The sequence below is a fragment of the Pseudomonas sp. GD04091 genome (assembly GCF_029836165.1).
In the GTDB taxonomy this organism is placed as follows: domain Bacteria; phylum Pseudomonadota; class Gammaproteobacteria; order Pseudomonadales; family Pseudomonadaceae; genus Aquipseudomonas.
The window spans coordinates 35,200-58,935 of sequence record NZ_JAOEBG010000018.1 but is presented as its reverse complement, the minus strand read 5'-3'; the positions used below and the strand labels follow the sequence as shown (position 1 = coordinate 58,935).

Below are 23,736 nucleotides of genomic sequence, written 5' to 3'. Positions count from 1 at the left end.
AAAACTTGATAGCCGTGCTCGAACAGGGGTTTTCCGGTAGCATTGGCTTCTGAGTTCGACCCGCCTGGAATCCCCAATGTCCGATCGCCTGACCCTCCTGCGCCCCGACGACTGGCACATCCATCTGCGCGATGGTGCTGTCCTGCCCCATACCGTCGGTGACGTGGCACGCACCTTCGCCCGCGCCATCATCATGCCCAATCTGGTTCCGCCGGTGCGCAACGCCGTCGAGGCTGGTGCCTACCGCGAGCGCATCCTTGCCGCACGCCCGGCCGGCAGCCGTTTCGAGCCGTTGATGGTGCTCTACCTCACCGACCGCACCACCCCGCAAGACATCCGCGCGGCGAAGGCCAGCGGCATCGTGTACGCCGCCAAGCTCTACCCGGCCGGCGCCACCACCAACTCCGATTCGGGCGTGACCAGCATCGACAACATTTTCCCGGCGATCGAGGCCCTGGCCGAGACCGGCATGCCGCTGCTGGTGCACGGCGAAGTCACGCGCAGCGAGATCGACGTGTTCGACCGCGAGAAGCGTTTCATCGACGAGCACATGCGCCGCCTGGTCGAACGCTTCCCGACCCTGAAAGTGGTCTTCGAGCACATCACCACCAGCGACGCCGCGCAGTTCGTCAGCGAAGCGCCGGCCAACGTCGGTGCGACCATCACCGCCCAGCACCTGCTGTACAACCGCAACCACATGCTGGTCGGCGGTATCCGCCCGCACTTCTATTGCCTGCCGATCCTCAAGCGCAACACCCATCAGGTGGCGCTGCTGGATGCAGCAACCAGCGGCAATCCGAAGTTCTTCCTCGGCACCGACTCGGCGCCCCACGCCAAGCACGCCAAGGAAGCCGCCTGCGGCTGCGCCGGCTGCTACACCGCGTATGCCGCCATCGAGTTGTATGCCGAGGCGTTCGAGCAGCGCAACGCACTGGACAAGCTCGAAGGCTTCGCCAGCAAGCACGGTCCGGACTTCTACGGTCTGCCGCGCAACACCGACACCATCACCTTGGTACGCGACGAATGGACCGCGCCAGACAGCCTGCCGTTTGGCGACACCACCGTGATCCCGCTGCGTGCCGGTGAGAAGCTGCGCTGGCGCCTGCTGGAGGACAACGCGTGAGCGAAGATCTGTACGAAGACGATCAGGACAGCCCGGTCAGCAGCGGCTCGCGCCACCCGATGGCCGAGCGCTTCCGCGGTTACCTGCCGGTGGTGGTGGACGTCGAGACCGGCGGTTTCAACAGCGCCACCGACGCCCTGCTGGAAATCGCCGCCGTGACCATCGGCATGGATGAAAAAGGTTTTCTGTTCCCCGAGCACACCTATTTCTATCGAGTCGAACCGTTCGAAGGCGCGAATATCGAGCCGGCCGCGCTGGAGTTCACCGGCATCAAGCTGGACCACCCGCTGCGCATGGCGGTAGGCGAGGAAAGCGCGCTGACCGATATCTTCCGCGGCGTGCGCAAGGCGCTGAAGGCCAATGGTTGCAAGCGGGCGATCCTGGTCGGACACAACAGCAGCTTCGACCTGGGCTTCCTCAATGCCGCGGTGGCGCGCAACGATATCAAGCGCAACCCGTTCCACCCGTTCTCCAGCTTCGACACGGCCACCCTCGCCGGCCTCGCCTACGGCCAGACCGTGCTGGCGCGAGCCTGCCAGAGCGCGGACATCGATTTCGATGGACGTGAGGCGCATTCGGCGCGCTACGACACCGAGAAGACCGCTGAACTGTTCTGCGGCATCGTCAATCGCTGGAAAGAGATGGGCGGCTGGCGCGACTTCAACGATTGAGCCGCAAGCTGCGAGCTTGAAGCGACAGGAATGAGCATCTGGCTTCAACAGTGCTTTGTCTTGTCGCTTGCAGCTTGAAACTTGAGGCACAAAAAAACCGGCCATGAGGCCGGTTTTTTTGTGCGCTCGGCAATTACAGCTTGCCGGCGTTCTCGCTCAGGTAGGCGGCAACGCCTTCCGGCGAGGCATTCATGCCCTTGTCGCCTTTTTTCCAGTTGGCCGGGCAGACTTCGCCGTGCTCTTCGTGGAATTGCAGGGCATCGACCAGACGCAGCAGCTCGTCCATGTTGCGGCCCAGCGGCAGGTCGTTGACGATCTGCGAGCGGACAACACCGTTGGTGTCGATCAGGAAGGCGCCACGGAAGGCCACGCCGCCTTCGGACTCGACGTCGTAGGCCTTGCAGATTTCGTGGGTCATGTCGGCGGCCAGGGTGTACTTGACCTGACCGATGCCGCCACTGTTGACCGGGGTGTTACGCCAGGCGTTGTGGGTGAAGTGCGAGTCGATCGAAACGCCGATCACTTCCACGTTGCGAGCCTGGAAGTCCGGGATGCGGTTGTCCAGGGCGATCAGCTCGGACGGGCAGACGAAGGTGAAGTCCAGCGGGTAGAAGAACACCAGGCCGTACTTGCCTTTGATGGCCGAGGCCAGGTTGAAGCTGTCGACGATCTCGCCGTTGCCCAGCACGGCTGGCACGGTGAAGTCAGGGGCTTTTTTGCCAACGAGTACGCTCATTCGATTTCTCCTGATGAGGGGTGAAGAACCTTGCCCGGGAGGAATGCTTTCCCCCGGAATCAGCAAAGGCCGACCATCATACACAGCTTTGCGTGACAGGCCGAATTCCAACCGCCGGTCGCTCAAGGGCGAGGCTTACACAAAGTGTTTTGACAAGCATTCTCATTACCATTACTCTCCAACCCATCGACTCAACCCGTGATGGTCAGCCTTTATGTATGTGTGTCTTTGTGTCGGTGTCACCGACGGACAGATTCGCGATGCGATCTACGAAGGATGCTGCAGTTACAAGGAAGTTCGAGCCGCCACCAATGTCGCCAGCCAATGCGGCAAGTGTGCCTGCCTCGCCAAGCAGGTGGTGCGTGAAACGCTCACCGAGTTGCAGGTCAGCCAACAGGCCGCACTGCCCTACCCCGTTGAATTCAACGCGGCATAATTTTCCCGATTTCGAAGAACCGGACCCTGTGTCCGGTTTTTTTATGCCCGCAATTCAATAAGTTAGCGCCAGAACGCGGTTCACAAACATTCTTATTCCGATTAAATTTCACTTATTATTCAATAACTTAGGTTTGACATGGGAAGTTGTCGGGCTCAGACTTGATTTCATTGGCTCAACTTCCACAGGGCAGGACCCCATCATGAAAGGCGACGTAAGCGTCATCCAGCATCTCAACAAGATCCTCGGAAACGAGCTGGTCGCGATCAACCAGTACTTCCTGCACGCGCGCATGTACGAAGATTGGGGCCTGAACAAGCTCGGCAAGCACGAGTACAAGGAATCCATCGACGAGATGAAGCACGCTGACAAACTGATCAAGCGTATTCTCTTCCTCGAAGGCATCCCCAACGTCCAGGACCTGGGCAAGCTGCTGATCGGCGAGCACACCAAGGAAATGCTCGAATGCGACCTGAAGCTCGAGAAGAAAGGTCACGCTGACCTGAAAGCGGCCATTGCCCACTGCGAAACCTGCGGTGACTTCGGTTCCCGCGAACTGCTCGAGGACATCCTCGAGTCCGAGGAAGAGCATATCGACTGGCTGGAAACCCAGCTGGGCCTGATCGACAAGATCGGCATCGAGAACTACCTGCAGTCGCAGATGGGCGAAGAATAAGTCTCGCCAGACACGAAAAAGCCCCGCCATGTGCGCCATGTGCGGGGCTTTTTCGTGTCTGCGCGGGAACACCCGCTGCAGCTGCGGCCCGCGAAAGCGGGCCGTGGGGCTCATCAGGCCTCGGAAGCCTTGGCCTTGGCGGCGGCGTCCTTGATCAGGGTCTGCAGTTCACCCTTCTCGAACATCTCCAGCATGATGTCGCTGCCGCCGACCAGCTCACCGGCGACCCACAGTTGCGGGAAGGTCGGCCAGTTGGCGTACTTGGGCAGGTTGGCGCGGATTTCCGGGTTCTGCAGGATGTCGACGTAGGCGAACTTCTCGCCACAGCCCATCACAGCCTGCGAAGCACGGGCCGAGAAGCCGCACTGCGGGGCATTCGGCGAGCCTTTCATGTAAAGCAGAATGGTGTTGTTGGCGATCTGCTCTTTGATTGTTTCGATGATATCCATGAAGCACCTCGGCTGAACTTTCCGACCTGATCGTCGGCACGGTGACGCATTGTATCGGAAAGCCGAGCAGCGTGCTCGGCCTTGCCGATCTTCAGGCCGCCTCCACCTGCACCGGCACGCCATTGAGCGCCGCATTGCCGGAAACCTCGTCGCGCAAGCACTCATCGGTCAGGTCATTGGCACTCACCCCAGGCTGCGCGCCGGCGACCCGCAACTGGGCGCCTTGGCGCCCATGGCCGTAGCCATGCGGCAGGCTCACCACCCCCGGCATCATCTCTTCGCTGGCCTGCACCTGCACTTCGAGTACCCCGGTACGCGAGCGGATGCGCACGGTCTGGCCATCCTGCAACTGACGCGGACGCATGTCGTCAGGGTGCATCAGCAACTGGTGGCGCGGCTTGCCTTTGACCAGCCGATGATAGTTGTGCATCCACGAGTTGTTGCTGCGCACGTGGCGACGACCGATCAGCAGCAACTGGTCGGGTGCCGGTGGCACCTGCCGGGCAAGACGTTGCAGGTCCTCGAGCATGGCCGCTGGTGCGGCCTCGACTTTCCGGCTCTCGGTGCGCAGGCGCGCTGCGAGGTTCTGGCGTAGCGGCCCGAGGTCCAGGCCGTGGGGATACTCATCGAGTTTCTCGACCGACAGCCTCCAGGCCGACGCGTCGCCGTAAGCGCCTTTGCGCAAGGCGAAGTCGATCATCTGCATGGGCGGCAGGGTCGCCTTGAGCTCGACCTGCGCCCTTCTTGCGTAGGCCTGAGCCAACCCGACGAAAATCTCCCAGTCGTGCAACGTGCCCTCTGGCTTGGGCAGGATCGCCCGGTTGAAGCGGGTAACGTTGCGTACCGCCAACAAGTTGAAGGTGGAGTCGTAGTGGTCGTTCTCCAGCGCTGACGTCGAAGGCAGGATCAGGTCGGCATGGCGGGTGGTCTCGTTGATGTAGAGGTCGATGCTGAGCATGAACTCCAGCCCGTCCAACGCTTGATCCAGACGCCGCCCGTTGGGCGTGGACAGCACCGGGTTGCCGGCCACGGTCACCAGGGCTCGCACCTGCCCGTCGCCGGGCTGCAGCACCTCCTCGGCCAAGGCCGAGACCGGCAGTTCGCCGCCATACTCCGGCAGCCCCGAGACCCGGCTCTGCCAGCGGTTGAAGTGCCCGCCGGAGGTCGTGGCGACGAGGTCCACCGCAGGCGCCGTGCACAAGGCCCCACCTTCGCGGTCGAGGTTGCCGGTCACCAGATTGATCAGCTGTACCAGCCAATGACAGAGCGAGCCGAAGGACTGGGTCGATACCCCCATCCGGCCATAGCACACAGCCTTGTCGGCCGCGGCGAAATCGCGGGCCAGCTGGCGAATGTCCTGCGCGGCGATACCACAGACCCGGCTCATCGTCTCGGCGTCGAAGGGCAGGAGCGCATCACGCACCTGCTCCAACCCGTCGACCGGCAGATGCGAACCCCGGGCCAGGCCTTCGCAGAACAGGGTATGCAGCAGGCCGCACAGCAGCGCGGCATCGCCGCCAGGACGAATGAACAGATGCTGGTCGGCGATGGCTGCCGTTTCGCTGCGCCTCGGGTCCACCACCACAAGACGCCCACCTCGGGCCTTGAGCGCCTTGAGGCGCTTTTCCACATCCGGCACGGTCATGATGCTGCCATTGGAGGCCAGTGGATTGCCGCCGAGGATGAGCATGAAACCGGTGTGGTCGATGTCGGGGATCGGCAGCAGCAGTCCGTGTCCATACATCAGGTGGCTGGTCAGGTGCTGGGGCAACTGGTCCACGGAGGTGGCGGAAAAGCGATTGCGTGTCTTCAGCAGGCCGAGGAAGTAGTTGCTGTGGGTCATCAGCCCGTAGTTGTGCACACTTGGATTGCCCTGGTACACCGCGACAGCATCAGCGCCATGGGCCTGCCGTAGCGCCCACAGGCGTTCGGCGGCGAGCTCGAAGGCCTCCTCCCAGCCGATGGCATGCCACTGCTCGCCAATGCGGCGGTGCGGCTGGCGCAAGCGGTCCGGGTCCTCCTGGATATCCTGCAGGGCGACCGCCTTGGGGCAGATGTGACCACGGCTGAACGAGTCCTGCGGATCGCCCTTGATCGAGCTGATACGCGACCGGCCGTCGGCCTCATGGGTGACTTCGATGTTCAGGCCGCAAATGGCCTCGCACAGGTGACAGGCACGGTGATGCAGGGTCTTGGTCATGGCCGCCTCTGCTTGTTGTTCTGGACGTTCGACTATGGGCCTGCCAGCCAGGCCTGGCCAGCGACGTTCGCGGCGTGAATCGGGCGACATCAGGCGGGCGATTCGCGACAACAGGTTTGCCAAACGCGCGCCGAGCCGTGTACAACCGCTGTAGCAAATAAAAAACAGCTGCCCGCCAAGGGCTTACGACACCCTTTGACACAGAGGCGCTGTTTCCCCTCTTGGTTTGAGGCGACATTTAATTATAGTATTGCGCCTTTCCCTATTCCGTCCGCCCCGTGCGGCTTACGCCGCAGGTCACTCCCGTTGTCAACAAAACCCATACGGTCGACCTGCAAACCGTTGCAGATAAGGTAGTCAATCATGAGCGCAAGGCACTTTCTCTCCCTGCTGGATTTCACCACCGACGAACTGCTCGGTGTGATCCGCCGAGGCATCGAGCTGAAGGACCTGCGCAAGCGTGGCGTGCTGTTCGAACCGCTGAAGAATCGCGTGCTGGGCATGATTTTCGAGAAGTCCTCGACCCGCACCCGCGTGTCGTTCGAGGCCGGCATGATCCAGCTTGGCGGCCAGGCCATCTTCCTGTCGCCACGTGATACCCAGCTGGGTCGTGGCGAGCCGATCGCCGACAGCGCCATCGTGCTGTCGAGCATGGTCGACGCGGTGATGATCCGTACCCATGCGCACAGCACGCTGACCGAATTCGCCGCCCATTCGAAGGTGCCGGTGATCAACGGCCTGTCCGACGAATCGCACCCCTGCCAGCTCTTGGCCGACATGCAGACCTTCTTCGAGCATCGCGGCTCGATCCAGGGCAAGACCGTGGCCTGGGTCGGTGACGGTTTCAACATGTGCAACTCCTACATCGAGGCCGCCCGTCAGTTCGACTTCCAGCTGCGCATCACCTGCCCCGAGGGTTACGAGCCCGACGCGCGCTTTCTCGAACTGGGCGGCGAGCGCGTGCGGATCGTCCGTGACCCGAAGGAAGCCGTGCGCGGCGCCCACCTGGTGACCACGGATGTCTGGACTTCCATGGGCCAGGAGGAGGAAACTGCACGGCGCCTGGCGCATTTCGCGCCTTACCAGGTCACCCGCGAACTGCTCGACCTGGCGGCACCCGACGCCCTGTTCATGCACTGCCTGCCCGCCCACCGCGGCGAGGAAATCAGCCCGGACCTGCTCGACGACCCACGCTCGGTCGCCTGGGACGAAGCCGAAAACCGCCTGCATGCACAGAAGGCCCTTCTGGAATTCCTTGTAGAACCGGCTTACCACCACGCATGAGTCAACCCCTACTGCTCAACCTGCGCGACCTGGCCTGCGGCTATGGCGACCAGCGCATCGTCCAGAACCTCAACCTGCACCTGAACGCAGGCGACATCGGTTGCCTGCTGGGCTCCTCCGGTTGCGGCAAGACCACCACCCTGCGCGCCATTGCCGGTTTCGAGCCGGTGCACGCGGGGGAAATCCAGCTGGCCGACGAGGTCATTTCTCGCGCCGGGTTCACCCTGGCCCCGGAGAAACGCCGGATCGGCATGGTGTTCCAGGACTACGCACTGTTCCCCCACCTCACCGTGGCCCAGAACATCGCCTTCGGCATCGGCAAGCACCCGCAGCAGGCCGAGGTGGTCAAGGACATGCTCGAACTGGTCAAGCTCGACGGCCTCGGCGGGCGCTACCCGCACGAACTGTCGGGCGGTCAGCAGCAGCGCGTGGCACTGGCCCGGGCACTGGCCCCCGAACCGCAGTTGCTGCTGCTCGACGAGCCGTTCTCCAACCTCGACGTGGAACTGCGGCGGCGCCTGAGCCACGAAGTCCGCGACATTCTCAAGAGTCGGGGCACCAGCGCCATCCTCGTCACCCACGACCAGGAAGAGGCCTTCGCCGTCAGCGATCACGTCGGCGTGTTCAAGGAAGGCCGGCTGGAACAGTGGGACACCCCCTACAACCTCTATCACGAGCCACAGACGCCATTCGTGGCGAGCTTCATCGGCCAGGGCTACTTCATCCGTGGCCAGATGAGCAGCCATGAAGCCGTGGCCACCGAACTGGGCGAACTGCGTGGCAACCGCGCCTACACCATGGCCCCGGGCAGTTCGGTCGACGTGCTGCTGCGCCCGGACGATATCGTCCATGCGCCCGACAGTGCGCTGCGCGCGCAGGTCATCGGCAAGAGCTTCCTCGGCGCCTCCACGCTGTATCGCCTGCGATTGCCGACCGGCAGCCAGCTAGAGGCGATCTTCCCCAGCCACAACGACCATCAGGTGGGCGAGGATGTCGGCATTGCCGTGGCCGCCGACCACCTGGTGCTGTTCCCCGTGCCTGGCAGCGTGGCCACGCAACAGGCCCACCATGAGAACGGCGTGCGCCGAGTAAGCGCCGCGCACTGATGAACAGACGCTTCGCGGGGCAAGCCCGCGAAGCTGTTCACAGCCCTTGCATCACAGCGTCAGTGTACCGCTCGCCACTCGCCTGGCCTGACCGCCGATCTTCACCCGCTCCCCTTCCAGGCGGCAGAACAGCTCACCGCCTCTGGCCGAACGCTGGAAGGCGCGCAGTTCGGACTTGCCCAGGCGGTTTGCCCAGTAGGGGATCAACGAACAATGCGTGGAGCCTGTGACCGGATCCTCCGGAATGCCGATGCCAGGCGCGAAATAGCGCGACACGAAATCGTGCTGCTGTCCCGGCGCCGTCACGATCACGCCCAGGCCCGGCAAGCGGGCCAGCGCCACCATGTCGGGCGTGCAGGCGCGCACTGCCTGCTCCGACGCCAGGACCACGAAGAGCTCCTGGGTCTGGTAGACCTCCTGCACCTCGCAGCCCAACGCCTCGGCCACGGCCAGCGGCTCGGCCAGCGGCCGCGGATCGATACGCGGGAAGTCCAGCCACAGGCGATCACCCTCGCGGGTCACGCTCAACGGGCCTGAGCGGCTATGGAAGTCCAGCCGCGAGGCCTTCTCGCCGTATACCTCGAACAACACATGGGCACTGGCCAGGGTCGCATGACCACACAGGGGCACCTCGGTGCTCGGCGTGAACCAGCGAATCCGATAGCCCTCGCCTTCGGCCACCACGAATGCAGTCTCGGCGAGATTGTGCTCGGCGGCGATCTGCTGCATCAGCACATCATCGAGCCACTGCTCGAGGTGGTAGACCATGGCCGGATTGCCGGCGAAGGGGCGGTCGCTGAACGCGTCGACCTGATGGAAATGCAACTGCATGCCACGACTCCTGTGTTTGGCGGGAACGGGGCCGAGCATGCGGCATGGCGCTTGGCCCCGACAGTGACAGAGTCGAGGATTTTCAATCAGTACAGATGATCAGCCGCGACCGATCTCGGCGAACTGTGCCTGGGTATGGGTGGCCAGCACCGAGGCGGCGAGCTCCACTTCGAGGCCATGGCGTCCAGCGCTGACATGAATGGTTTCATGTTGTTGCGCCGACTGGTCGATGAACGTACGCAGGCGCTTCTTCTGCCCCAGCGGACTGATGCCACCGACCAGGTAACCCGTGGCGCGCTGGGCGGCCTGCGGGTCGGCCATCTCGCATTTTTTCACCCCGGCCGCATGGGCCAACGCCTTCAGGTCGAGGGTGCCGACCACCGGCACCACCGCCACCAGCAGCTCGCCCTTCTCGCTGCTGGCCAGCAGCGTCTTGAACACACGCAACGGCTCAAGCCCAAGCTTCTCGGCCGCCTCCAGGCCGTAGGAGGCGGTCTTGGGATCATGTTCGTAACTGTGCACGCGGTGCTCGGCGCGCGCCTTTTTCAGCAGGTCCAGGGCGGGGGTCATGCAGGGCTCCAGTCGATCACGTTTCGGCGGCTACTTTAGGGCAAATAACCCCGACCAGCCAGCACAGCCCCCAGGCTAGAGCAGCGGCTGGCGATTCCACAACGAGCCTGGCTGTCAGATTGTGACTGGGCGTTCATTTTCGACCTTTGACATCAGCGTTTCTTGTCTATATTTTTTCGTTTATGAATAAATGGTGCACTTATAAGGTGCGCTTCCTGTACCCGCCCGGCGTCAATGGGGATCGACTCCGGGCTTTTTGCTGTCGAGCGCCCAGCGCCTCACAACAACAAGAACCGAGGTCAAACATGACGACTGCTCTACGACAACCGACGCTTTCCGCCCAATGCCTGGCCGAGTTCCTCGGCACCGCCCTGCTCATCTTCTTCGGTACCGGCTGCGTCGCCGCGCTCAAGGTCGCCGGTGCCAGCTTCGGCCTGTGGGAGATCAGCATCATCTGGGGGGTCGGCGTGAGCATGGCGATCTACCTCACCGCCGGGGTTTCCGGCGCGCACCTGAACCCGGCCGTGAGCATCGCCCTCGCCCTCTTCGCCGGCTTCGACAAGCGCAAGCTGCCGTTCTACATGCTCGCCCAGGTCTGCGGGGCGTTCTGCGGCGCCGCGCTGGTGTACTTCCTGTACAGCAACCTGTTCTTCGATTTCGAACAGTCCCACGCCATGCTGCGTGGCAGCCAGGCCAGCCTGGAGCTGGCCTCGGTGTTCTCCACCTATCCGCACCCGGCGCTGTCCACCGGCCAGGCATTCCTCGTCGAGGTGATCATCACCGCCATCCTGATGGCCGTGATCATGGCGCTGACCGACGACAACAACGGCCTGCCCCGCGGCGCCACCGCGCCGCTGCTGATCGGCCTGCTGATTGCCGTGATCGGCAGCGCCATGGGCCCGCTGACCGGCTTCGCGATGAACCCGGCACGCGACTTCGGCCCCAAGCTGATGACATTCCTCGCCGGCTGGGGCGAAATCGCCTTCACTGGCGGGCGCGACATCCCGTATTTCCTGGTGCCCGTATTCGCACCGATCCTCGGCGCCAGCCTCGGCGCGGCCCTTTACCGCGGCCTGATTGCCCGCAACCTGCCGACTGCGCAAGCCGAGACCCCACAGACCGACGATAATCGTCAGGGCGACACCCAGGTTTCCTGATGCCAGCGCCGGGCCCGAGGCTGAAAAGCCGGCGCCCGCCACGCCCTGACTTACTCCCATTTCGTGCAAGGCCATCGACATGACAGACACCCTGGACAAGAACTACATCATCGCCCTGGACCAGGGCACCACCAGTTCGCGCGCCATCATCTTCGATCGCGATGCCAATGTGGTCGGCACTTCGCAGCGCGAATTCGCCCAGCACTACCCGCAGGCGGGCTGGGTCGAACACGACCCGATGGAAATCTTCGCCACCCAGAGCGCGACCATGGTCGAGGCCCTCGCCCAGGCCGGCATCAGCCACGCCCAGGTCGCCGCCATCGGCATCACCAACCAGCGCGAGACCACGGTGGTCTGGGACAAGGAAACCGGTCGCCCGGTGTACAACGCGATCGTCTGGCAGTGCCGACGCAGCACCGACATCTGCGCCCAGCTCAAGCGCGATGGCCATGAACAGTACATCCGCGAAGCCACCGGCCTGGTCACCGACCCGTACTTCTCCGGCACCAAGCTCAAGTGGATCCTCGACAATGTCGAGGGCGTCCGCGAACGCGCCGAGCGCGGCGAACTGCTGTTCGGCACCATCGATACCTGGCTGATCTGGAAGTTCTCCGGCGGCAAGGTGCACGTCACCGACTACACCAACGCCTCGCGCACCCTGATGTTCAACATCCACACGCTGCAGTGGGATGAAAAGCTTCTCGACATCCTCGGTATTGCGCGCCAGATGCTGCCCGAGGTTCGCCCATCTTCCGAGGTGTACGGCCAGACCAAGAGCGGCATCGCCATCGCCGGTATCGCCGGCGACCAGCAGTCGGCCCTGTTCGGCCAGATGTGCGTGGAGCCCGGCCAGGCCAAGAACACCTACGGCACCGGCTGCTTCCTGCTGATGAACACCGGCGACAAGGCGGTCCAGTCGTCCCACGGCCTGCTCACCACCATCGCCTGCGGCCCCCGCGGCGAAGTGGCGTACGCCCTGGAAGGCGCGGTGTTCAACGGCGGCTCCACGGTGCAATGGCTGCGCGACGAGCTGAAGATCGTCAACGATGCCTACGACACCGAATACTTCGCCAGCAAGGTCAAGGACAGCAATGGCGTCTACCTGGTGCCGGCCTTCACCGGCCTGGGCGCGCCGTACTGGGATCCGTACGCCCGTGGCGCGCTGTTCGGCCTGACCCGTGGCGTCAAGGTCGACCACATCATCCGGGCGGCGCTGGAATCCATCGCCTACCAGACCCGTGATGTGCTCGATGCCATGCAGCAGGACTGTGGCCAGCGCCTTTCCGAGCTACGCGTGGACGGCGGCGCGGTGGCCAACAACTTCCTCATGCAGTTCCAGGCGGACATCCTCGGTACCTGCGTCGAGCGCCCGAAGATGCGCGAGACCACGGCCCTGGGCGCCGCCTACCTGGCGGGCCTGGCCTGCGGCTTCTGGAGCGGTCTGGACGAGCTGCGCGACAAGGCGATCATCGAGCGCGAGTTCAGCCCGCAGCTGGATGAAGCGGCGAAAGAGAAGCTGTACAAGGGCTGGCGCAAAGCTGTCGATCGCACCCGCGATGGACCTTTACGCAATAACCAGACTGGTCCTACACCACGACCTACGGCATCATTGCAGAATTTGTCCGGCTGCCCCAAAGGACCGCCCATGAATCTGCCCCCTCGCCAACAACAAATCCTCGAGCTGGTCCGCGAACGCGGCTACGTCAGCATCGAGGAAATGGCGCAGCTGTTCGTCGTCACCCCGCAGACCATCCGCCGCGATATCAACCAGCTCGCCGAAGCCAACTTGCTACGCCGTTACCACGGTGGCGCGGCCTACGACTCGAGCATCGAGAACACCGCCTACGCCATGCGCGCCGACCAGATGCGCGACGAGAAGCAACGCATCGCCGAGGCCGTCGCCCGGCAGATCCCCGACCATGCTTCGCTGTTCATCAACATCGGTACCACCACCGAATCCATCGCCCGCGCCCTGCTCAACCACAGCCACCTGAAGGTCATCACCAACAACCTGCACGTGGCGGCAATCCTGGCGGCCAAGGATGATTTCGAGGTACTGGTGGCCGGCGGCACGGTGCGCCGCGACGGCGGCGTGGTTGGCCAGGCGAGCGTCGACTTCATCAACCAGTTCAAGGTCGACTTCGCCGTGGTCGGCATCAGCGGTATCGACGAGGACGGCAGCCTGCTGGACTTCGACTACCAGGAAGTGCGGGTGTCGCAGGCGATCATCGCCAATGCGCGCCAGGTGCTGCTGGCCGCGGACTCGAGCAAGTTCGGCCGCAATGCCATGGTGCGCCTTGGCTCGATCAGCCTGGTCGACTGCCTGGTGACCGACCAGGCGCCCTCTCCTGCCCTGACCCAGTTGCTCAACCAGTACAAGATCCGTCTCGACGTGGTTTGAACGCGGCCACCCAGGGCACAGGCTTCGAGGCTTGTAGCGCCGGTGAGATCGAACGCCGCCCGCACGGTCGGCGTTCAGCTCTGGCGCCCCTGTAAACCGCGAACCGATCTCCTGCCCTTTTCGAAAATGTTCATTTCCCTGTAATTCGATCAGTTTTTTCTATGAAGACTGACTGGCGGGCGCCTGTCCATTGCGCTAACATTTTCGGAAACGAACATAGATGTTCACATTCGATGTGGACAGCCCCCAGGAGGCCTTGCCCGTGTCCCAGCCCGTTTCGTCCCAGCCCCCCTTGCACGATTGCTATGACCTCGCCGTGATCGGCGGCGGCATCAATGGCGTGGGCATCGCTGCCGATGCCGCCGGGCGTGGCCTGAAGGTGTTCCTTTGCGAAAAGGACGACCTGGCCCAGCACACCTCCTCGGCCAGCAGCAAGCTGATCCACGGTGGCTTGCGCTACCTGGAACACTACGAATTCCGCCTGGTGCGCGAAGCCCTGGCCGAGCGCGAGGTCCTGCTGGCCAAGGCCCCGCATATCGTCAAGCCGATGCGCTTCGTCCTGCCGCACCGTCCGCACCTGCGCCCGGCCTGGATGATCCGCGCCGGTCTGTTCCTTTATGACCACCTGGGCAAGCGCAAACGCCTGGGGGCTTCGCGCAGCCTGCGCTTCGGCCCGGGCTACCCGCTCAAGCCAGCCATCACCCGCGGTTTCGAATACGCTGACTGCGCCGTGGACGACGCCCGTCTGGTGGTGCTCAACGCCATGGCCGCGCGTGAGAAAGGCGCGCACATCCGCACCCGTACCCGCTGCCTGCGCGCCGAGCGCATCGATGGCCTGTGGCAGGTCGAGCTGCAACATGCCGACGGCAGCCTGCAGACCCTCCGCGCCCGCGCCCTGGTCAATGCCGCCGGCCCTTGGGTGGCCAGTTTCATCAAGGACGACCTCAAGCTCGACGCGCCGTACGGCATCCGCCTGATCCAGGGCAGCCACCTCATCGTGCCGCGCCTGTACGACGGTGAGCATGCCTACATCCTGCAGAACGAGGACCAACGCATCGTCTTCTGCATCCCCTACCTGGAACGCTTCACCCTGATCGGCACCACCGACCGCGAATACAGCGGCGACCCGGCCAAGGTAGCGATCACCGAGCAGGAAACCGACTACCTGCTCAAGGTGGTCAACGAGCACTTCAACCACCAGCTCGGCCGGGCCGACATCCTGCACACCTACTCCGGCGTGCGCCCGCTGTGCAACGACGAGTCGGACAATCCGTCCGCTGTGACCCGCGACTACACCCTCGCGCTGTCCGCCAGCGAAGGTCAGGCGCCGCTGCTGTCGGTGTTCGGCGGCAAGCTGACCACCTACCGCAAGCTGGCCGAATCGGCCATGGTCGAGCTGCACCCGTTCTTCACCCAGATGCGCGGCAGCTGGACCGCCGACGCGCCGTTGCCGGGCGGCGAGAACGTGACCTGCGTGCAGGCCCTGGTCGACGCGCTGGTGGCGCGCCATGCCTGGCTGCCGCTGGATATCGCCAGGCGCTGGGCGACGACCTATGGCAGCCGTGTATGGCGCCTGCTCGAAGGCGTCAGCGGCCCCGAAGACCTCGGCCAGTCGATTGGCGGTGGCCTGTTCACCCGTGAGGTCGATTACCTGTGCGCCGAAGAATGGGCGACCAGCGCCGACGACATCCTCTGGCGCCGGACCAAGCTGGGCCTGTTCACCAGCGCCACCGAGCAACAGGCACTGGCTGATTACCTGCAGCAGGCCATGGCCAACCGCGAGCGCGTGCAAGCCGCCTGATGCCGAACCGGTAAAGCCTGGGTTCCGTCATCATCATTGGGGCTGCTGTGCAGCCCATCGCGGGCAAGCCCGCTCCCACAGAATCAGTGCATGCCTTGAGGTTTGCCCCGTACCTGTGGGAACGGGCTTACCTGCAATGGGCCTGACCGAGCCAGCGCGCACCTATTCGTTCGGATTTCCGAACACTCTGCCACGATCCTTTCGGAAAGCCGTACGACACATACTGTCGTAAAGGCATCAAAAAAGATTAATTCCCAGTATTTTCGCGGCGTTATGATCAACGTCAGGGCTTGGCACGAGTCATGCTCTACACTTGGTAGCCGAATGCACCACGCTTCATGCTGTATTCGTTGAACGAAAGAGTCCGCCAACGGCTCCATAAGAAAAACAAACACGTCGAGGAAAATTTGATGCGCATCGTTCGTCAATTGCTGGGCGCCGCCATCGCGGCAGCTGTCATTTCGTCGCCTGTCATGGCCGAAGAACTGACCGGCACCCTGAAGAAGATCAAGGACTCCGGCACCATCACCCTGGGCCACCGCGACTCCTCCATTCCGTTCTCCTACCTGGCTGGCAAGCCGGAGCCCGTGGGCTACTCCCACGACATCCAGCTGGCCGTGGTCGAAGCCCTGAAGAAGCAACTGGGCACCGACATCAAGGTCAAGTACAACCTCGTCACCTCGCAGACCCGCATCCCGCTGGTGCAGAACGGCACCGTCGACCTGGAGTGCGGCTCCACCACCAACAACGTCGAGCGCCAGCAACAGGTCGGTTTCTCGGTGGGCATCTTCGAAGTCGGCACCCGCCTGCTGACCAAGGTCAAGGATGGCCAGCCATCCTACAAGGACTTCCCTGACCTGGCCGGCAAGAACGTGGTGACGACCGCCGGCACCACTTCCGAGCGCATCCTCAAGGCAATGAACGCCGACAAGCAGATGAAGATGAACGTGATCTCGGCCAAAGACCACGGCGAAGCCTTCAATATGCTCGAAAGCGGCCGCGCCGTGGCCTTCATGATGGACGACGCCCTGCTGGCCGGTGAAATGGCCAAGGCACGCAAGCCGGCGGACTGGGTCATCACCGGCACTCCGCAGTCGTACGAAATCTACGGCTGCATGGTGCGCAAGGACGACGCAGCCTTCAAGAAAGCGGTCGACGAGGCCATCGTCGCCTACTTCAAGTCGGGTGACGTCAACAAGAGCTACGACAAGTGGTTCCAGCAGCCAATTCCGCCAAAAGGCCTGAACCTTCAGTTCCCGATGAGCGATGAGCTGAAGAAGCTGATCGCCGAGCCGACCGACAAGGCGGCGGACGAGAAGAAGTCCTGACCTCCAGCAGATAGTGGCCTGAAGCGCATCCGCGCGAATCGATCCGACAGGCCACTCAGTTAGTGTCTAACCTTTCATCCGAGGGTGCTCAGCACCCCCGGATGTTTGAAGGTGCCCGTGAAACAACCGTCTGAGGGGAAATCCCGATGAATTACAACTGGGACTGGGGCGTGTTCTTCAAGTCCACCGGCGTGGGTAGCGAGACCTATCTGGACTGGTACATCACCGGTCTGGGCTGGACCATCGCCATCGCCATCTGCGCGTGGATCATCGCCTTGCTGCTGGGGTCGCTCCTCGGCGTGATGCGTACCGTGCCCAACCGTCTGGTGTCAGGGATTGCCACCGCCTACGTCGAGCTGTTCCGCAACGTGCCGCTGCTGGTGCAGCTGTTCATCTGGTACTTCCTGGTACCGGATCTGCTCCCCGAAGGCCTGCAGGAATGGTTCAAGCAGGACCTCAACCCGACCACCTCGGCGCTGATCAGCGTGGTCGTCTGCCTTGGCCTGTTCACCGCCGCCCGCGTCTGCGAGCAGGTGCGCACCGGCATCCAGGCGCTGCCCCGTGGCCAGGAAGCGGCCGGGCGCGCGATGGGCTTCAGCCTGCCGCAGATCTACCTGAACGTGCTGCTGCCCCAGGCCTACCGGATCATCATTCCGCCACTCACCTCGGAATTCCTGAACGTGTTCAAGAACTCCTCGGTGGCCTCGCTGATCGGCCTGATGGAACTGCTGGCCCAGACCAAGCAGACCGCCGAGTTCTCGGCCAACCTGTTCGAGGCGTTCACCCTGGCCACCCTGATCTACTTCACCCTGAACATGGGCCTGATGCTGCTCATGCGCGCGGTCGAGAAGAAAGTCTCGGTACCGGGCCTGATTTCCGTGGGGGGCAAGTAAATGGAAATGGATTTCAGCGAAATCATCCCCGCGCTGCCCGCCCTCTGGGAAGGCATGGTCATGACCCTCAAGCTGATGGTCATGGGCGTGGTCGGCGGCATCGTGCTGGGCACCATCCTGGCGCTGATGCGGCTGTCGTCGAACAAGCTGCTGTCGAACGTGGCCGGCGCCTACGTCAACTACTTCCGCTCGATCCCGCTGCTGCTGGTGATCACCTGGTTCTACCTGGCGGTGCCGTTCGTGCTGCGCTGGATCACCGGGCAGGATACGCCGGTGGGCGCGTTCACCTCCTGCGTGGTGGCCTTCATGATGTTCGAGGCCGCCTACTTCTGTGAGATCGTGCGTGCCGGCGTGCAGTCGATCTCCAAGGGCCAGATGGGCGCCGCGCAGGCGCTGGGCATGAGCTACGGCCAGTGCATGCGCCTGATCATCCTGCCGCAGGCCTTCCGCAAGATGACTCCGCTGCTGCTGCAGCAGAGCATCATCCTGTTCCAGGACACCTCGCTGGTCTACACCGTCGGCCTGGTGGACTTCCTCAATTCGGCCCGCTCGAACGGCGACATCATCGGGCGCTCCCACGAGTTCCTGATCTTCGCCGGTGTCGTCTACTTCCTCATCAGCTTCTCCGCTTCCTGGCTGGTCAAGCGCCTGCAAAAAAGGATCACCGTATGATTTCCATCAAGAACGTCAACAAGTGGTACGGGGACTTCCAGGTACTGACCGACTGCAGCACCGAGGTCAAGAAGGGTGAAGTGGTGGTGGTCTGCGGCCCGTCCGGCTCGGGCAAGTCCACGCTGATCAAGTGCGTCAACGCCCTGGAGCCTTTCCAGAAAGGCGATATCGTGGTCGACGGCACCTCCATCGCCGACCCGAAGACCAACCTGCCCAAGCTGCGTTCGCGGGTAGGCATGGTGTTCCAGCACTTCGAGCTGTTCCCGCACCTGTCGATCACCGAGAACCTGACCATCGCCCAGCGCAAGGTGCTCGGCCGCAGCGAGGCGGAAGCGACCAAGAAGGGCCTGGCCCTGCTCGACCGTGTCGGCCTGGCCGCCCACGCCAAGAAGCATCCTGGCCAGCTCTCCGGTGGCCAGCAACAGCGCGTGGCGATCGCCCGCGCCCTGTCGATGGACCCGATCGTCATGCTGTTCGACGAACCGACCTCGGCGCTGGACCCGGAAATGGTCAACGAGGTACTGGACGTGATGGTCGAACTGGCCCACGAAGGCATGACCATGATGTGCGTCACCCACGAGATGGGCTTTGCCCGCAAGGTCGCCAACCGGGTGATCTTCATGGACAAGGGCAACATCATCGAGGACTGCCAGAAGGAAGACTTCTTCGGCAGCCCCGAGAATCGTCACGAACGCACCCAGCACTTCCTCAGCAAGATCCTGCAGCACTGAGCCGGCACGGGTTCCGCTGCCCTCCCAGGCAGCGGAAGCTGGTCGTGACAAGGCCACTGTGATGAAATGCGACCCTTCGCTCCTTCACCCTGCCCAGCCTGCCGTGAAATCCCGTGTGATCCGCCAATTGTTGTTGCCGCCCCTGGTCATCCTGCTGATGGTCGGCCTGGGCCTGGCCGGCTTTCTGATCAGCGAGAGCAACGGCATCCGCACCCTCAGCGAAAACGGCGAGCGCCAGCTGGAACTGCATGCGCGCACCGTCGAAAGCGAAATCAGCAAGTACACCTACCTGCCCAGCCTGCTGGAGCTGGAAGACAGCGTCTCGCGCCTGCTCACCGACCCTGACGCCGGTGACCGCCAGGCGGTCAACGAATACCTCGAAGGCCTGAACCGGCGCAGCCGCAGCCGGGCGATCTTCGTCCTCGACACCAGCGGCCGGGTCCAGGCCACCAGCAACTGGCGCGACGCCGACTCCTTCCTCGGCGAGGACCTGGCGTTCCGTGCCTATTTCCAGACGGCCGTGCGCGGCGAGCCGGGGCGCTTCTACGGCATCGGCAGCACCACCGGCGAAGCCGGCTACTACCTGGCCCATGGCCTGGAAGAGCACGGCAAGATCATCGGCGTGGCGGTGATCAAGGTCCGTCTCGACACCCTCGAAGAGCGCTGGCAGCGTGCCCGCCTGGAAGCCTTCGTCAGCGACGAGAACGGCATCATCATCCTCTCCAGCGACCCGTCCCGGCGCCTGAAATCGGTGCGCCCGCTGACCCCGCAGATCAAGGAGCGCCTGGCGCGCAGCCTGCAGTACTACTGGTGGCCGCTCAACGAGCTGCAACCTTTGGCCCGCGAAACCCTGGCCGACGGTGTGGAAAAACTCACCTTCCCGGCCAACAGCGAGACCGACAAGGGCAAGCAGCGCGATGTCTCGTATCTGGCCCAGACCCGGCGCCTGGCCGACACGCCGTGGCATTTCACCCTGCTCACCCCGCTGCAGGACCTGCGCCGCGAGTCGATGGTGCAGGGCATCCTGGTCGGTGTCGCCTTCGCCCTGCTGGCGATCCTGGCCATCGCCTGGAACGAGCGGCGCAAGGTGATCGCCACCCGCCTGGCGGCCCGTGAAGCGCTGGAAGAAGCCAACAGCCAGCTGGAGCGCAAGATCACCGAGCGCACCGCCGACCTGCGCGCCAGCAACGAACGCCTCAAGGGCCAGATCCGCGAGCGTCGCCACGCCGAGCAGACCTTGCGTCACGCCCAGGACGAACTGGTCCAGGCCGGCAAGCTGGCGGCCATCGGGCAAATGTCCACCAGCATCGCCCACGAGCTCAACCAGCCCCTGGCGGCCTTGCGTACCCTGTCTGGCAACACCGTGCGCTTCCTCGAACGCGGCGCGCTGGAAACCGCCAGCGCCAACCTGCGCACCATGAACGACCTGATCGACCGCATGGGCCGCATCACCGCCAGCCTGCGCTCGTTCGCCCGGCGCGGCGACGACAGTGGCCAGGCTTCGCTGGAGAAGGCGGTGGAAGCTACCCTGCAGGTGCTGGCCAACCGCACCAGCGCCTGCCACCTGCAATTGCACCGGCAGTTCGACGACCAGCAGTTGGCCATCGACCAGACCCGCCTGGAGCAGATTCTGGTCAACCTGATCGGCAACGCCCTCGACGCCATGGCCACCCAGCCACTGCCGCAACTGTGGCTGGAAGGCGAGGTTCAGGGCGACAAGTACCGCCTGCGGGTGCGCGACAATGGCCACGGCATCGATGCCGAGGCGCGCAAGCACCTGTTCGAGCCTTTCTTCACCACCAAACCGGGCGAGCATGGCCTGGGCCTGGGCCTGACCTTGTCGGCGAGCCTGGCCACCGCCGCCAAGGGCACGCTGAGCGTCGAACACCCCGCCGGCGGCGGCACCGCGTTCGTCCTTGCCCTGCCCCTGGTCACGCCCCCTAGCGAATTGGCTGAGCCCCTATGAACAAAGCACCTCTCACCGTCCTGATCGTCGAAGACGATCCGCACGTGCTGCTCGGCTGCCAGCAGGCGCTGGCCCTGGAAGACATCGCCTGCGAAGGCGTCGGCAGTGCCGAGCAGGCCCTGGAGCGCATCGGCGATGACTTCGCCGGCATCGTCGTCAGCGATATCCGCCTGCCGGGCATCGATGGCCTGGAACTGCTCAATCGCCTCAAGGCCCGCGACCGCAGCCTGCCGGTGGTGCTGATCACCGGACACGGCGATATCGACATGGCCGTCGGCGCCATGCGCAACGGCGCCTACGACTTCATGGAAAAGCCCTTCTCGCCCGAGCGCCTGGTCGACGTGGTACGTCGTGCGCTGGAACAGCGAGGCCTGTCCCGCGAGGTGTTCGCCCTGCGCCGCCAACTGGCCGAGCAGAGCAGCCTGGAAGGCCGCATCATCGGCCGTTCGCCGGCCATGGCGCACCTGCGCGAGCTGATCGCCAATGTCGCCGACACCTCGGCCAACGTGCTCATCGAAGGTGAAACCGGCACCGGCAAGGAGCTGGTCGCCCGCTGCCTGCATGACTTCAGCCGCCGCCAGGGCCAGCCGTTCGTGGCGCTGAACTGCGGCGGCCTGCCGGAAAACCTGTTCGAAAGCGAGATCTTCGGCCACGAGGCCAACGCTTTCACCGGCGCCGGCAAGCGCCGCATCGGCAAGATCGAGCACGCCAACGGCGGCACGCTGTTCCTCGACGAGGTCGAAAGCATGCCGCTCAACCTGCAGATCAAGCTGCTGCGCGTGTTGCAGGAACGCACCCTGGAGCGACTGGGCTCGAACCAGAGCATCCCGGTGGACTGCCGGGTGATCGCCGCGACCAAGTCCGACCTCGATGCCCTGGGCCAGAGCGGCCAGTTCCGCAGCGACCTGTACTACCGCCTCAATGTCGTCACCCTGGAGCTGCCGCCGCTGCGCGAGCGCCGTGAAGACATCCTGCAGCTGTTCGAACACTTCCTGCAGCAGTCGGCCCTGCGTTTCGACCGCGAAGTGCCGGAGCTGGACAGCCAGACCCTGTCGCGATTGATGGCCCACGACTGGCCAGGCAACGTGCGCGAGCTGCGCAACGTCGCCGAACGCTACGCCCTGGGCCTGCCCGCGTTCAAGAAAGGCCCCAGTGGTGGCGCCAGCCAGGGGCTGGGCTTTGCCGAGGCGGTCGAGGCATTCGAGCGCAACCTGCTCGGCGATGCCCTGCAGCGCAGCGGCGGCAACCTCAGCCAGGCCAGCCAGGAGCTGGGCATGGCCAAGACCACGCTGTTCGACAAAGTGAAGAAATACGGCCTCGGCTGATCAGCAACTTGACCCTGGAAAGACAACGTGGACCTGGTATTCAAGGCGGCCCTGGGCGCCGGCGTGGTGGTGCTTCTGGCGATCCTGTCGAAAACCCGCAACTACTACATCGCAGGCCTCGTGCCACTGTTTCCCACCTTCGCCCTGATCGCCCATTACATCGTCGGCAAGGGCCGCTCGCTGGCAGACCTGAAGACCACCATCCTGTTCGGGATGTGGTCGATCATTCCCTACTTCGTGTACCTGGCGACGTTGTACGTGCTGGTCGAACGCATGCGCCTTGAGGCTTCTCTGGCGCTGGCCACGGTGGCCTGGCTGGTGGCGGCGACGGTGCTGGTGAGCGTTTGGGTGAGGATGCATTGAACACAGCGCGGCCTAGAGTCGGGCGATATGCGAGAGATCCTGCCGATGGGCCTGCAGATAGGGCAGCACGGCCCCCAGCAATGGCGCCTTGAACGGCTCCTGGAAGCGATGCGCCAACCCCGGAATCAGCCGCAGCTGGCTACCCTGGATATGCGCCGCCAGATGCACGCCGTGCATCACCGGCAGCAGTGGATCGGCCGTGCCATGCACCACCATTGTCGGCACCCGCAACTGATTGAGCAGCTCGACCCTGCTCGGCTCGGCGAGAATGGCCATGATCTGCCGCTTCACCCCTTCCGGATTGAACGCCCGGTCATAGGCGAGCGCTGCCTGCTGCAGCAACACCGCTCGATCGTCGTGCACCTCGGGGCTGCCGAGCGCCGCCAGCAAGTCGGCCTGCTGCTCGATCGCCACCTCGCGGTTCGGCGCGCTGCGCCGCGCCAGCAGTTGCACCAGCGCCGGATCCGGTGCCGGCAGGCCAGCGGCGCCTGAACTGGACATCACCAGCGTCAGGCTGCGCACCCGTTCCGGGGCCATGGCCGCCAGATGCTGGGCGATCATCCCGCCCATGCTCACGCCCAGCACATGGAACTGGCGGATCTCCAGGGCATCCATCAGGCGCAGGCCGTCACCGGCCATGTCGGTCAAGGTGTAGGGTGCCGACACGGGCAAGCCGAGCTTGTAGCGCAGCAGTTCGACGGTCAGGTTGGCCGAGGCCGGCAGCTGGTTCCAGCGCGACAGGCCGACATCGCGGTTGTCGTAGCGAATCACCCGAAAGCCCTGGCGGCACAACGCTTCGACCACATCGTCAGGCCAGTGGATGAGCTGCCCGCCAAGGCCCATGACCAGCAGCAGCACAGGATCGCGCGGCGCGCCGACACTCTGGTAGACCAGGCTCAGTTCACCAAGCTCCGCGCGTTGCACCGGCACATGGACGTCGCAGCGGCCATCGGCGAAGCTCGCCGGCACGCTGACCAGCAGAAAGAAGAAAAGTAGTAAAGCCCGCATGAAAAGAAA

The 23,736-nt window shown here is 63.8% G+C and carries 22 protein-coding genes and 1 pseudogene; 17 read left to right on the top strand and 6 right to left on the bottom strand.

Annotation, left to right across the window (positions count from 1 at the left end):
• Positions 1 to 76 precede the first annotated feature (76 nt).
• Together pyrC and rnt are read left to right on the top strand one after the other, a co-directional pair.
• A complete protein-coding gene (pyrC, locus tag N7422_RS19595; RefSeq protein WP_279808085.1) occupies positions 77 to 1,123 on the top strand; it encodes a dihydroorotase in 1,047 nt (348 codons plus the stop codon).
• Complete coding sequence (rnt, locus tag N7422_RS19590) at positions 1,120 to 1,794, top strand: ribonuclease T (RefSeq protein WP_279808084.1); 675 nt, start codon at positions 1,120 to 1,122, stop codon at positions 1,792 to 1,794. Before pyrC ends, rnt begins: the two co-directional genes overlap by 4 nt.
• 133 nt (positions 1,795 to 1,927) lie before the next feature.
• Here rnt and N7422_RS19585 read toward each other — a convergent pair whose 3' ends face one another.
• Complete coding sequence (locus N7422_RS19585; protein WP_279808083.1) at positions 1,928 to 2,530, bottom strand: peroxiredoxin; 603 nt, start codon at positions 2,528 to 2,530, stop codon at positions 1,928 to 1,930.
• A 214-nt stretch (positions 2,531 to 2,744) separates the two neighbouring features.
• Between N7422_RS19585 and N7422_RS19580 the strand changes: the two genes are divergently transcribed.
• Positions 2,745 to 2,966 carry a bacterioferritin-associated ferredoxin gene (locus tag N7422_RS19580; protein ID WP_279808082.1) on the top strand — a complete coding sequence of 74 codons (222 nt, stop codon included), beginning with the start codon at positions 2,745 to 2,747 and terminating at the stop codon, positions 2,964 to 2,966.
• Positions 2,967 to 3,168: 202 nt separating this feature from the next.
• A complete protein-coding gene (gene bfr, locus N7422_RS19575; protein WP_279808081.1) occupies positions 3,169 to 3,642 on the top strand; it encodes a bacterioferritin in 474 nt (157 codons plus the stop codon).
• A 113-nt stretch (positions 3,643 to 3,755) separates the two neighbouring features.
• Here bfr and grxD read toward each other — a convergent pair whose 3' ends face one another.
• Positions 3,756 to 4,091, bottom strand: coding sequence for a Grx4 family monothiol glutaredoxin (gene grxD, locus N7422_RS19570; protein ID WP_010952251.1), 336 nt, complete (start codon positions 4,089 to 4,091; stop codon positions 3,756 to 3,758).
• 91 nt (positions 4,092 to 4,182) lie between these two features.
• Positions 4,183 to 6,291 (bottom strand): molybdopterin oxidoreductase family protein, encoded by a 2,109-nt coding sequence (locus N7422_RS19565; RefSeq protein ID WP_279808080.1) that lies wholly within the window; start codon positions 6,289 to 6,291, stop codon positions 4,183 to 4,185.
• A 363-nt stretch (positions 6,292 to 6,654) separates the two neighbouring features.
• Here N7422_RS19565 and argF point away from each other — a divergent pair, with 363 nt between their 5' ends.
• Together argF and N7422_RS19555 are read left to right on the top strand one after the other, a co-directional pair.
• On the top strand, positions 6,655 to 7,575 hold the full coding sequence (gene argF, locus N7422_RS19560; RefSeq protein ID WP_279808079.1) for an ornithine carbamoyltransferase: 921 nt from the start codon (positions 6,655 to 6,657) through the stop codon (positions 7,573 to 7,575).
• On the top strand, positions 7,572 to 8,681 hold the full coding sequence (locus N7422_RS19555; protein WP_279808078.1) for an ABC transporter ATP-binding protein: 1,110 nt from the start codon (positions 7,572 to 7,574) through the stop codon (positions 8,679 to 8,681). Before argF ends, N7422_RS19555 begins: the two co-directional genes overlap by 4 nt.
• Before the next feature lie 51 nt (positions 8,682 to 8,732).
• Here the strand turns inward: N7422_RS19555 and N7422_RS19550 are convergent, their stop codons facing one another.
• A complete protein-coding gene (locus N7422_RS19550) occupies positions 8,733 to 9,512 on the bottom strand; it encodes a PhzF family phenazine biosynthesis protein (protein ID WP_279808077.1) in 780 nt (259 codons plus the stop codon).
• Positions 9,513 to 9,611: 99 nt separating this feature from the next.
• A complete protein-coding gene (ybaK, locus tag N7422_RS19545; protein ID WP_279808076.1) occupies positions 9,612 to 10,082 on the bottom strand; it encodes a Cys-tRNA(Pro) deacylase in 471 nt (156 codons plus the stop codon).
• 305 nt (positions 10,083 to 10,387) lie between these two features.
• Here ybaK and N7422_RS19540 point away from each other — a divergent pair, with 305 nt between their 5' ends.
• The 11 genes and pseudogenes from N7422_RS19540 (at position 10,388) to N7422_RS19490 (ending at position 22,719) form a co-directional block, all read left to right on the top strand.
• Positions 10,388 to 11,239, top strand: coding sequence for an aquaporin (locus N7422_RS19540; protein WP_279808075.1), 852 nt, complete (start codon positions 10,388 to 10,390; stop codon positions 11,237 to 11,239).
• A 79-nt stretch (positions 11,240 to 11,318) separates the two neighbouring features.
• Positions 11,319 to 12,794 (top strand): annotated as a pseudogene (gene glpK, locus N7422_RS19535) (glycerol kinase GlpK); the annotation flags it as partial.
• 90 nt (positions 12,795 to 12,884) lie between these two features.
• The gene (gene glpR / locus N7422_RS19530; RefSeq protein WP_279808141.1) at positions 12,885 to 13,640 is read left to right on the top strand and encodes a DNA-binding transcriptional repressor GlpR; all 756 of its coding nucleotides are present in this window, start codon (positions 12,885 to 12,887) and stop codon (positions 13,638 to 13,640) included.
• Positions 13,641 to 13,902: 262 nt separating this feature from the next.
• The gene (gene glpD, locus N7422_RS19525; RefSeq protein WP_279808140.1) at positions 13,903 to 15,441 is read left to right on the top strand and encodes a glycerol-3-phosphate dehydrogenase; all 1,539 of its coding nucleotides are present in this window, start codon (positions 13,903 to 13,905) and stop codon (positions 15,439 to 15,441) included.
• A 410-nt stretch (positions 15,442 to 15,851) separates the two neighbouring features.
• Positions 15,852 to 16,769, top strand: coding sequence for a glutamate/aspartate ABC transporter substrate-binding protein (locus N7422_RS19520; protein WP_279808073.1), 918 nt, complete (start codon positions 15,852 to 15,854; stop codon positions 16,767 to 16,769).
• 146 nt (positions 16,770 to 16,915) lie between these two features.
• Positions 16,916 to 17,662, top strand: a complete 747-nt coding sequence (locus N7422_RS19515) for an amino acid ABC transporter permease (RefSeq protein WP_279808072.1) — start codon at positions 16,916 to 16,918, stop codon at positions 17,660 to 17,662.
• On the top strand, positions 17,663 to 18,334 hold the full coding sequence (locus N7422_RS19510) for an ABC transporter permease subunit (RefSeq protein WP_279808071.1): 672 nt from the start codon (positions 17,663 to 17,665) through the stop codon (positions 18,332 to 18,334).
• Complete coding sequence (locus N7422_RS19505; RefSeq protein WP_279808070.1) at positions 18,331 to 19,065, top strand: amino acid ABC transporter ATP-binding protein; 735 nt, start codon at positions 18,331 to 18,333, stop codon at positions 19,063 to 19,065. Before N7422_RS19510 ends, N7422_RS19505 begins: the two co-directional genes overlap by 4 nt.
• 61 nt (positions 19,066 to 19,126) lie before the next feature.
• Entirely contained in the window at positions 19,127 to 21,031 is a 1,905-nt protein-coding gene (locus tag N7422_RS19500) for an ATP-binding protein (protein WP_279808069.1), read from the top strand.
• Positions 21,028 to 22,356 (top strand): sigma-54 dependent transcriptional regulator, encoded by a 1,329-nt coding sequence (locus N7422_RS19495; RefSeq protein ID WP_279808068.1) that lies wholly within the window; start codon positions 21,028 to 21,030, stop codon positions 22,354 to 22,356. Before N7422_RS19500 ends, N7422_RS19495 begins: the two co-directional genes overlap by 4 nt.
• A 27-nt stretch (positions 22,357 to 22,383) precedes the next feature.
• Positions 22,384 to 22,719, top strand: a complete 336-nt coding sequence (locus N7422_RS19490; protein WP_279808067.1) for a GlpM family protein — start codon at positions 22,384 to 22,386, stop codon at positions 22,717 to 22,719.
• 12 nt (positions 22,720 to 22,731) lie between these two features.
• On the opposite strand, the gene N7422_RS19485 is transcribed toward N7422_RS19490, so the two are convergent.
• Positions 22,732 to 23,727: an alpha/beta hydrolase gene (locus N7422_RS19485; protein ID WP_279808066.1), complete on the bottom strand. Its 996-nt coding sequence runs from the start codon at positions 23,725 to 23,727 to the stop codon at positions 22,732 to 22,734.
• Positions 23,728 to 23,736 lie beyond the last annotated feature (9 nt).

Bases quoted from the DNA above. Each gene is read 5' to 3' on its own strand.
- N7422_RS19540 (WP_279808075.1), top strand. From the start codon at position 10,388: ATGACGACTGCTCTACGACAACCGACGCTTTCCGCCCAATGCCTGGCC.
- N7422_RS19565 (WP_279808080.1), bottom strand. From the start codon at position 6,291: ATGACCAAGACCCTGCATCACCGTGCCTGTCACCTGTGCGAGGCCATT.
- glpR (WP_279808141.1), top strand. From the start codon at position 12,885: ATGAATCTGCCCCCTCGCCAACAACAAATCCTCGAGCTGGTCCGCGAA.
- argF (WP_279808079.1), top strand. From the start codon at position 6,655: ATGAGCGCAAGGCACTTTCTCTCCCTGCTGGATTTCACCACCGACGAA.
- N7422_RS19580 (WP_279808082.1), top strand. From the start codon at position 2,745: ATGTATGTGTGTCTTTGTGTCGGTGTCACCGACGGACAGATTCGCGAT.
- pyrC (WP_279808085.1), top strand. From the start codon at position 77: ATGTCCGATCGCCTGACCCTCCTGCGCCCCGACGACTGGCACATCCAT.
- bfr (WP_279808081.1), top strand. From the start codon at position 3,169: ATGAAAGGCGACGTAAGCGTCATCCAGCATCTCAACAAGATCCTCGGA.
- N7422_RS19500 (WP_279808069.1), top strand. From the start codon at position 19,127: ATGAAATGCGACCCTTCGCTCCTTCACCCTGCCCAGCCTGCCGTGAAA.
- N7422_RS19550 (WP_279808077.1), bottom strand. From the start codon at position 9,512: ATGCAGTTGCATTTCCATCAGGTCGACGCGTTCAGCGACCGCCCCTTC.
- N7422_RS19520 (WP_279808073.1), top strand. From the start codon at position 15,852: ATGCGCATCGTTCGTCAATTGCTGGGCGCCGCCATCGCGGCAGCTGTC.
- ybaK (WP_279808076.1), bottom strand. From the start codon at position 10,082: ATGACCCCCGCCCTGGACCTGCTGAAAAAGGCGCGCGCCGAGCACCGC.
- N7422_RS19495 (WP_279808068.1), top strand. From the start codon at position 21,028: ATGAACAAAGCACCTCTCACCGTCCTGATCGTCGAAGACGATCCGCAC.
- N7422_RS19505 (WP_279808070.1), top strand. From the start codon at position 18,331: ATGATTTCCATCAAGAACGTCAACAAGTGGTACGGGGACTTCCAGGTA.
- N7422_RS19555 (WP_279808078.1), top strand. From the start codon at position 7,572: ATGAGTCAACCCCTACTGCTCAACCTGCGCGACCTGGCCTGCGGCTAT.
- N7422_RS19515 (WP_279808072.1), top strand. From the start codon at position 16,916: ATGAATTACAACTGGGACTGGGGCGTGTTCTTCAAGTCCACCGGCGTG.
- N7422_RS19510 (WP_279808071.1), top strand. From the start codon at position 17,663: ATGGAAATGGATTTCAGCGAAATCATCCCCGCGCTGCCCGCCCTCTGG.
- N7422_RS19485 (WP_279808066.1), bottom strand. From the start codon at position 23,727: ATGCGGGCTTTACTACTTTTCTTCTTTCTGCTGGTCAGCGTGCCGGCG.
- grxD (WP_010952251.1), bottom strand. From the start codon at position 4,091: ATGGATATCATCGAAACAATCAAAGAGCAGATCGCCAACAACACCATT.
- N7422_RS19585 (WP_279808083.1), bottom strand. From the start codon at position 2,530: ATGAGCGTACTCGTTGGCAAAAAAGCCCCTGACTTCACCGTGCCAGCC.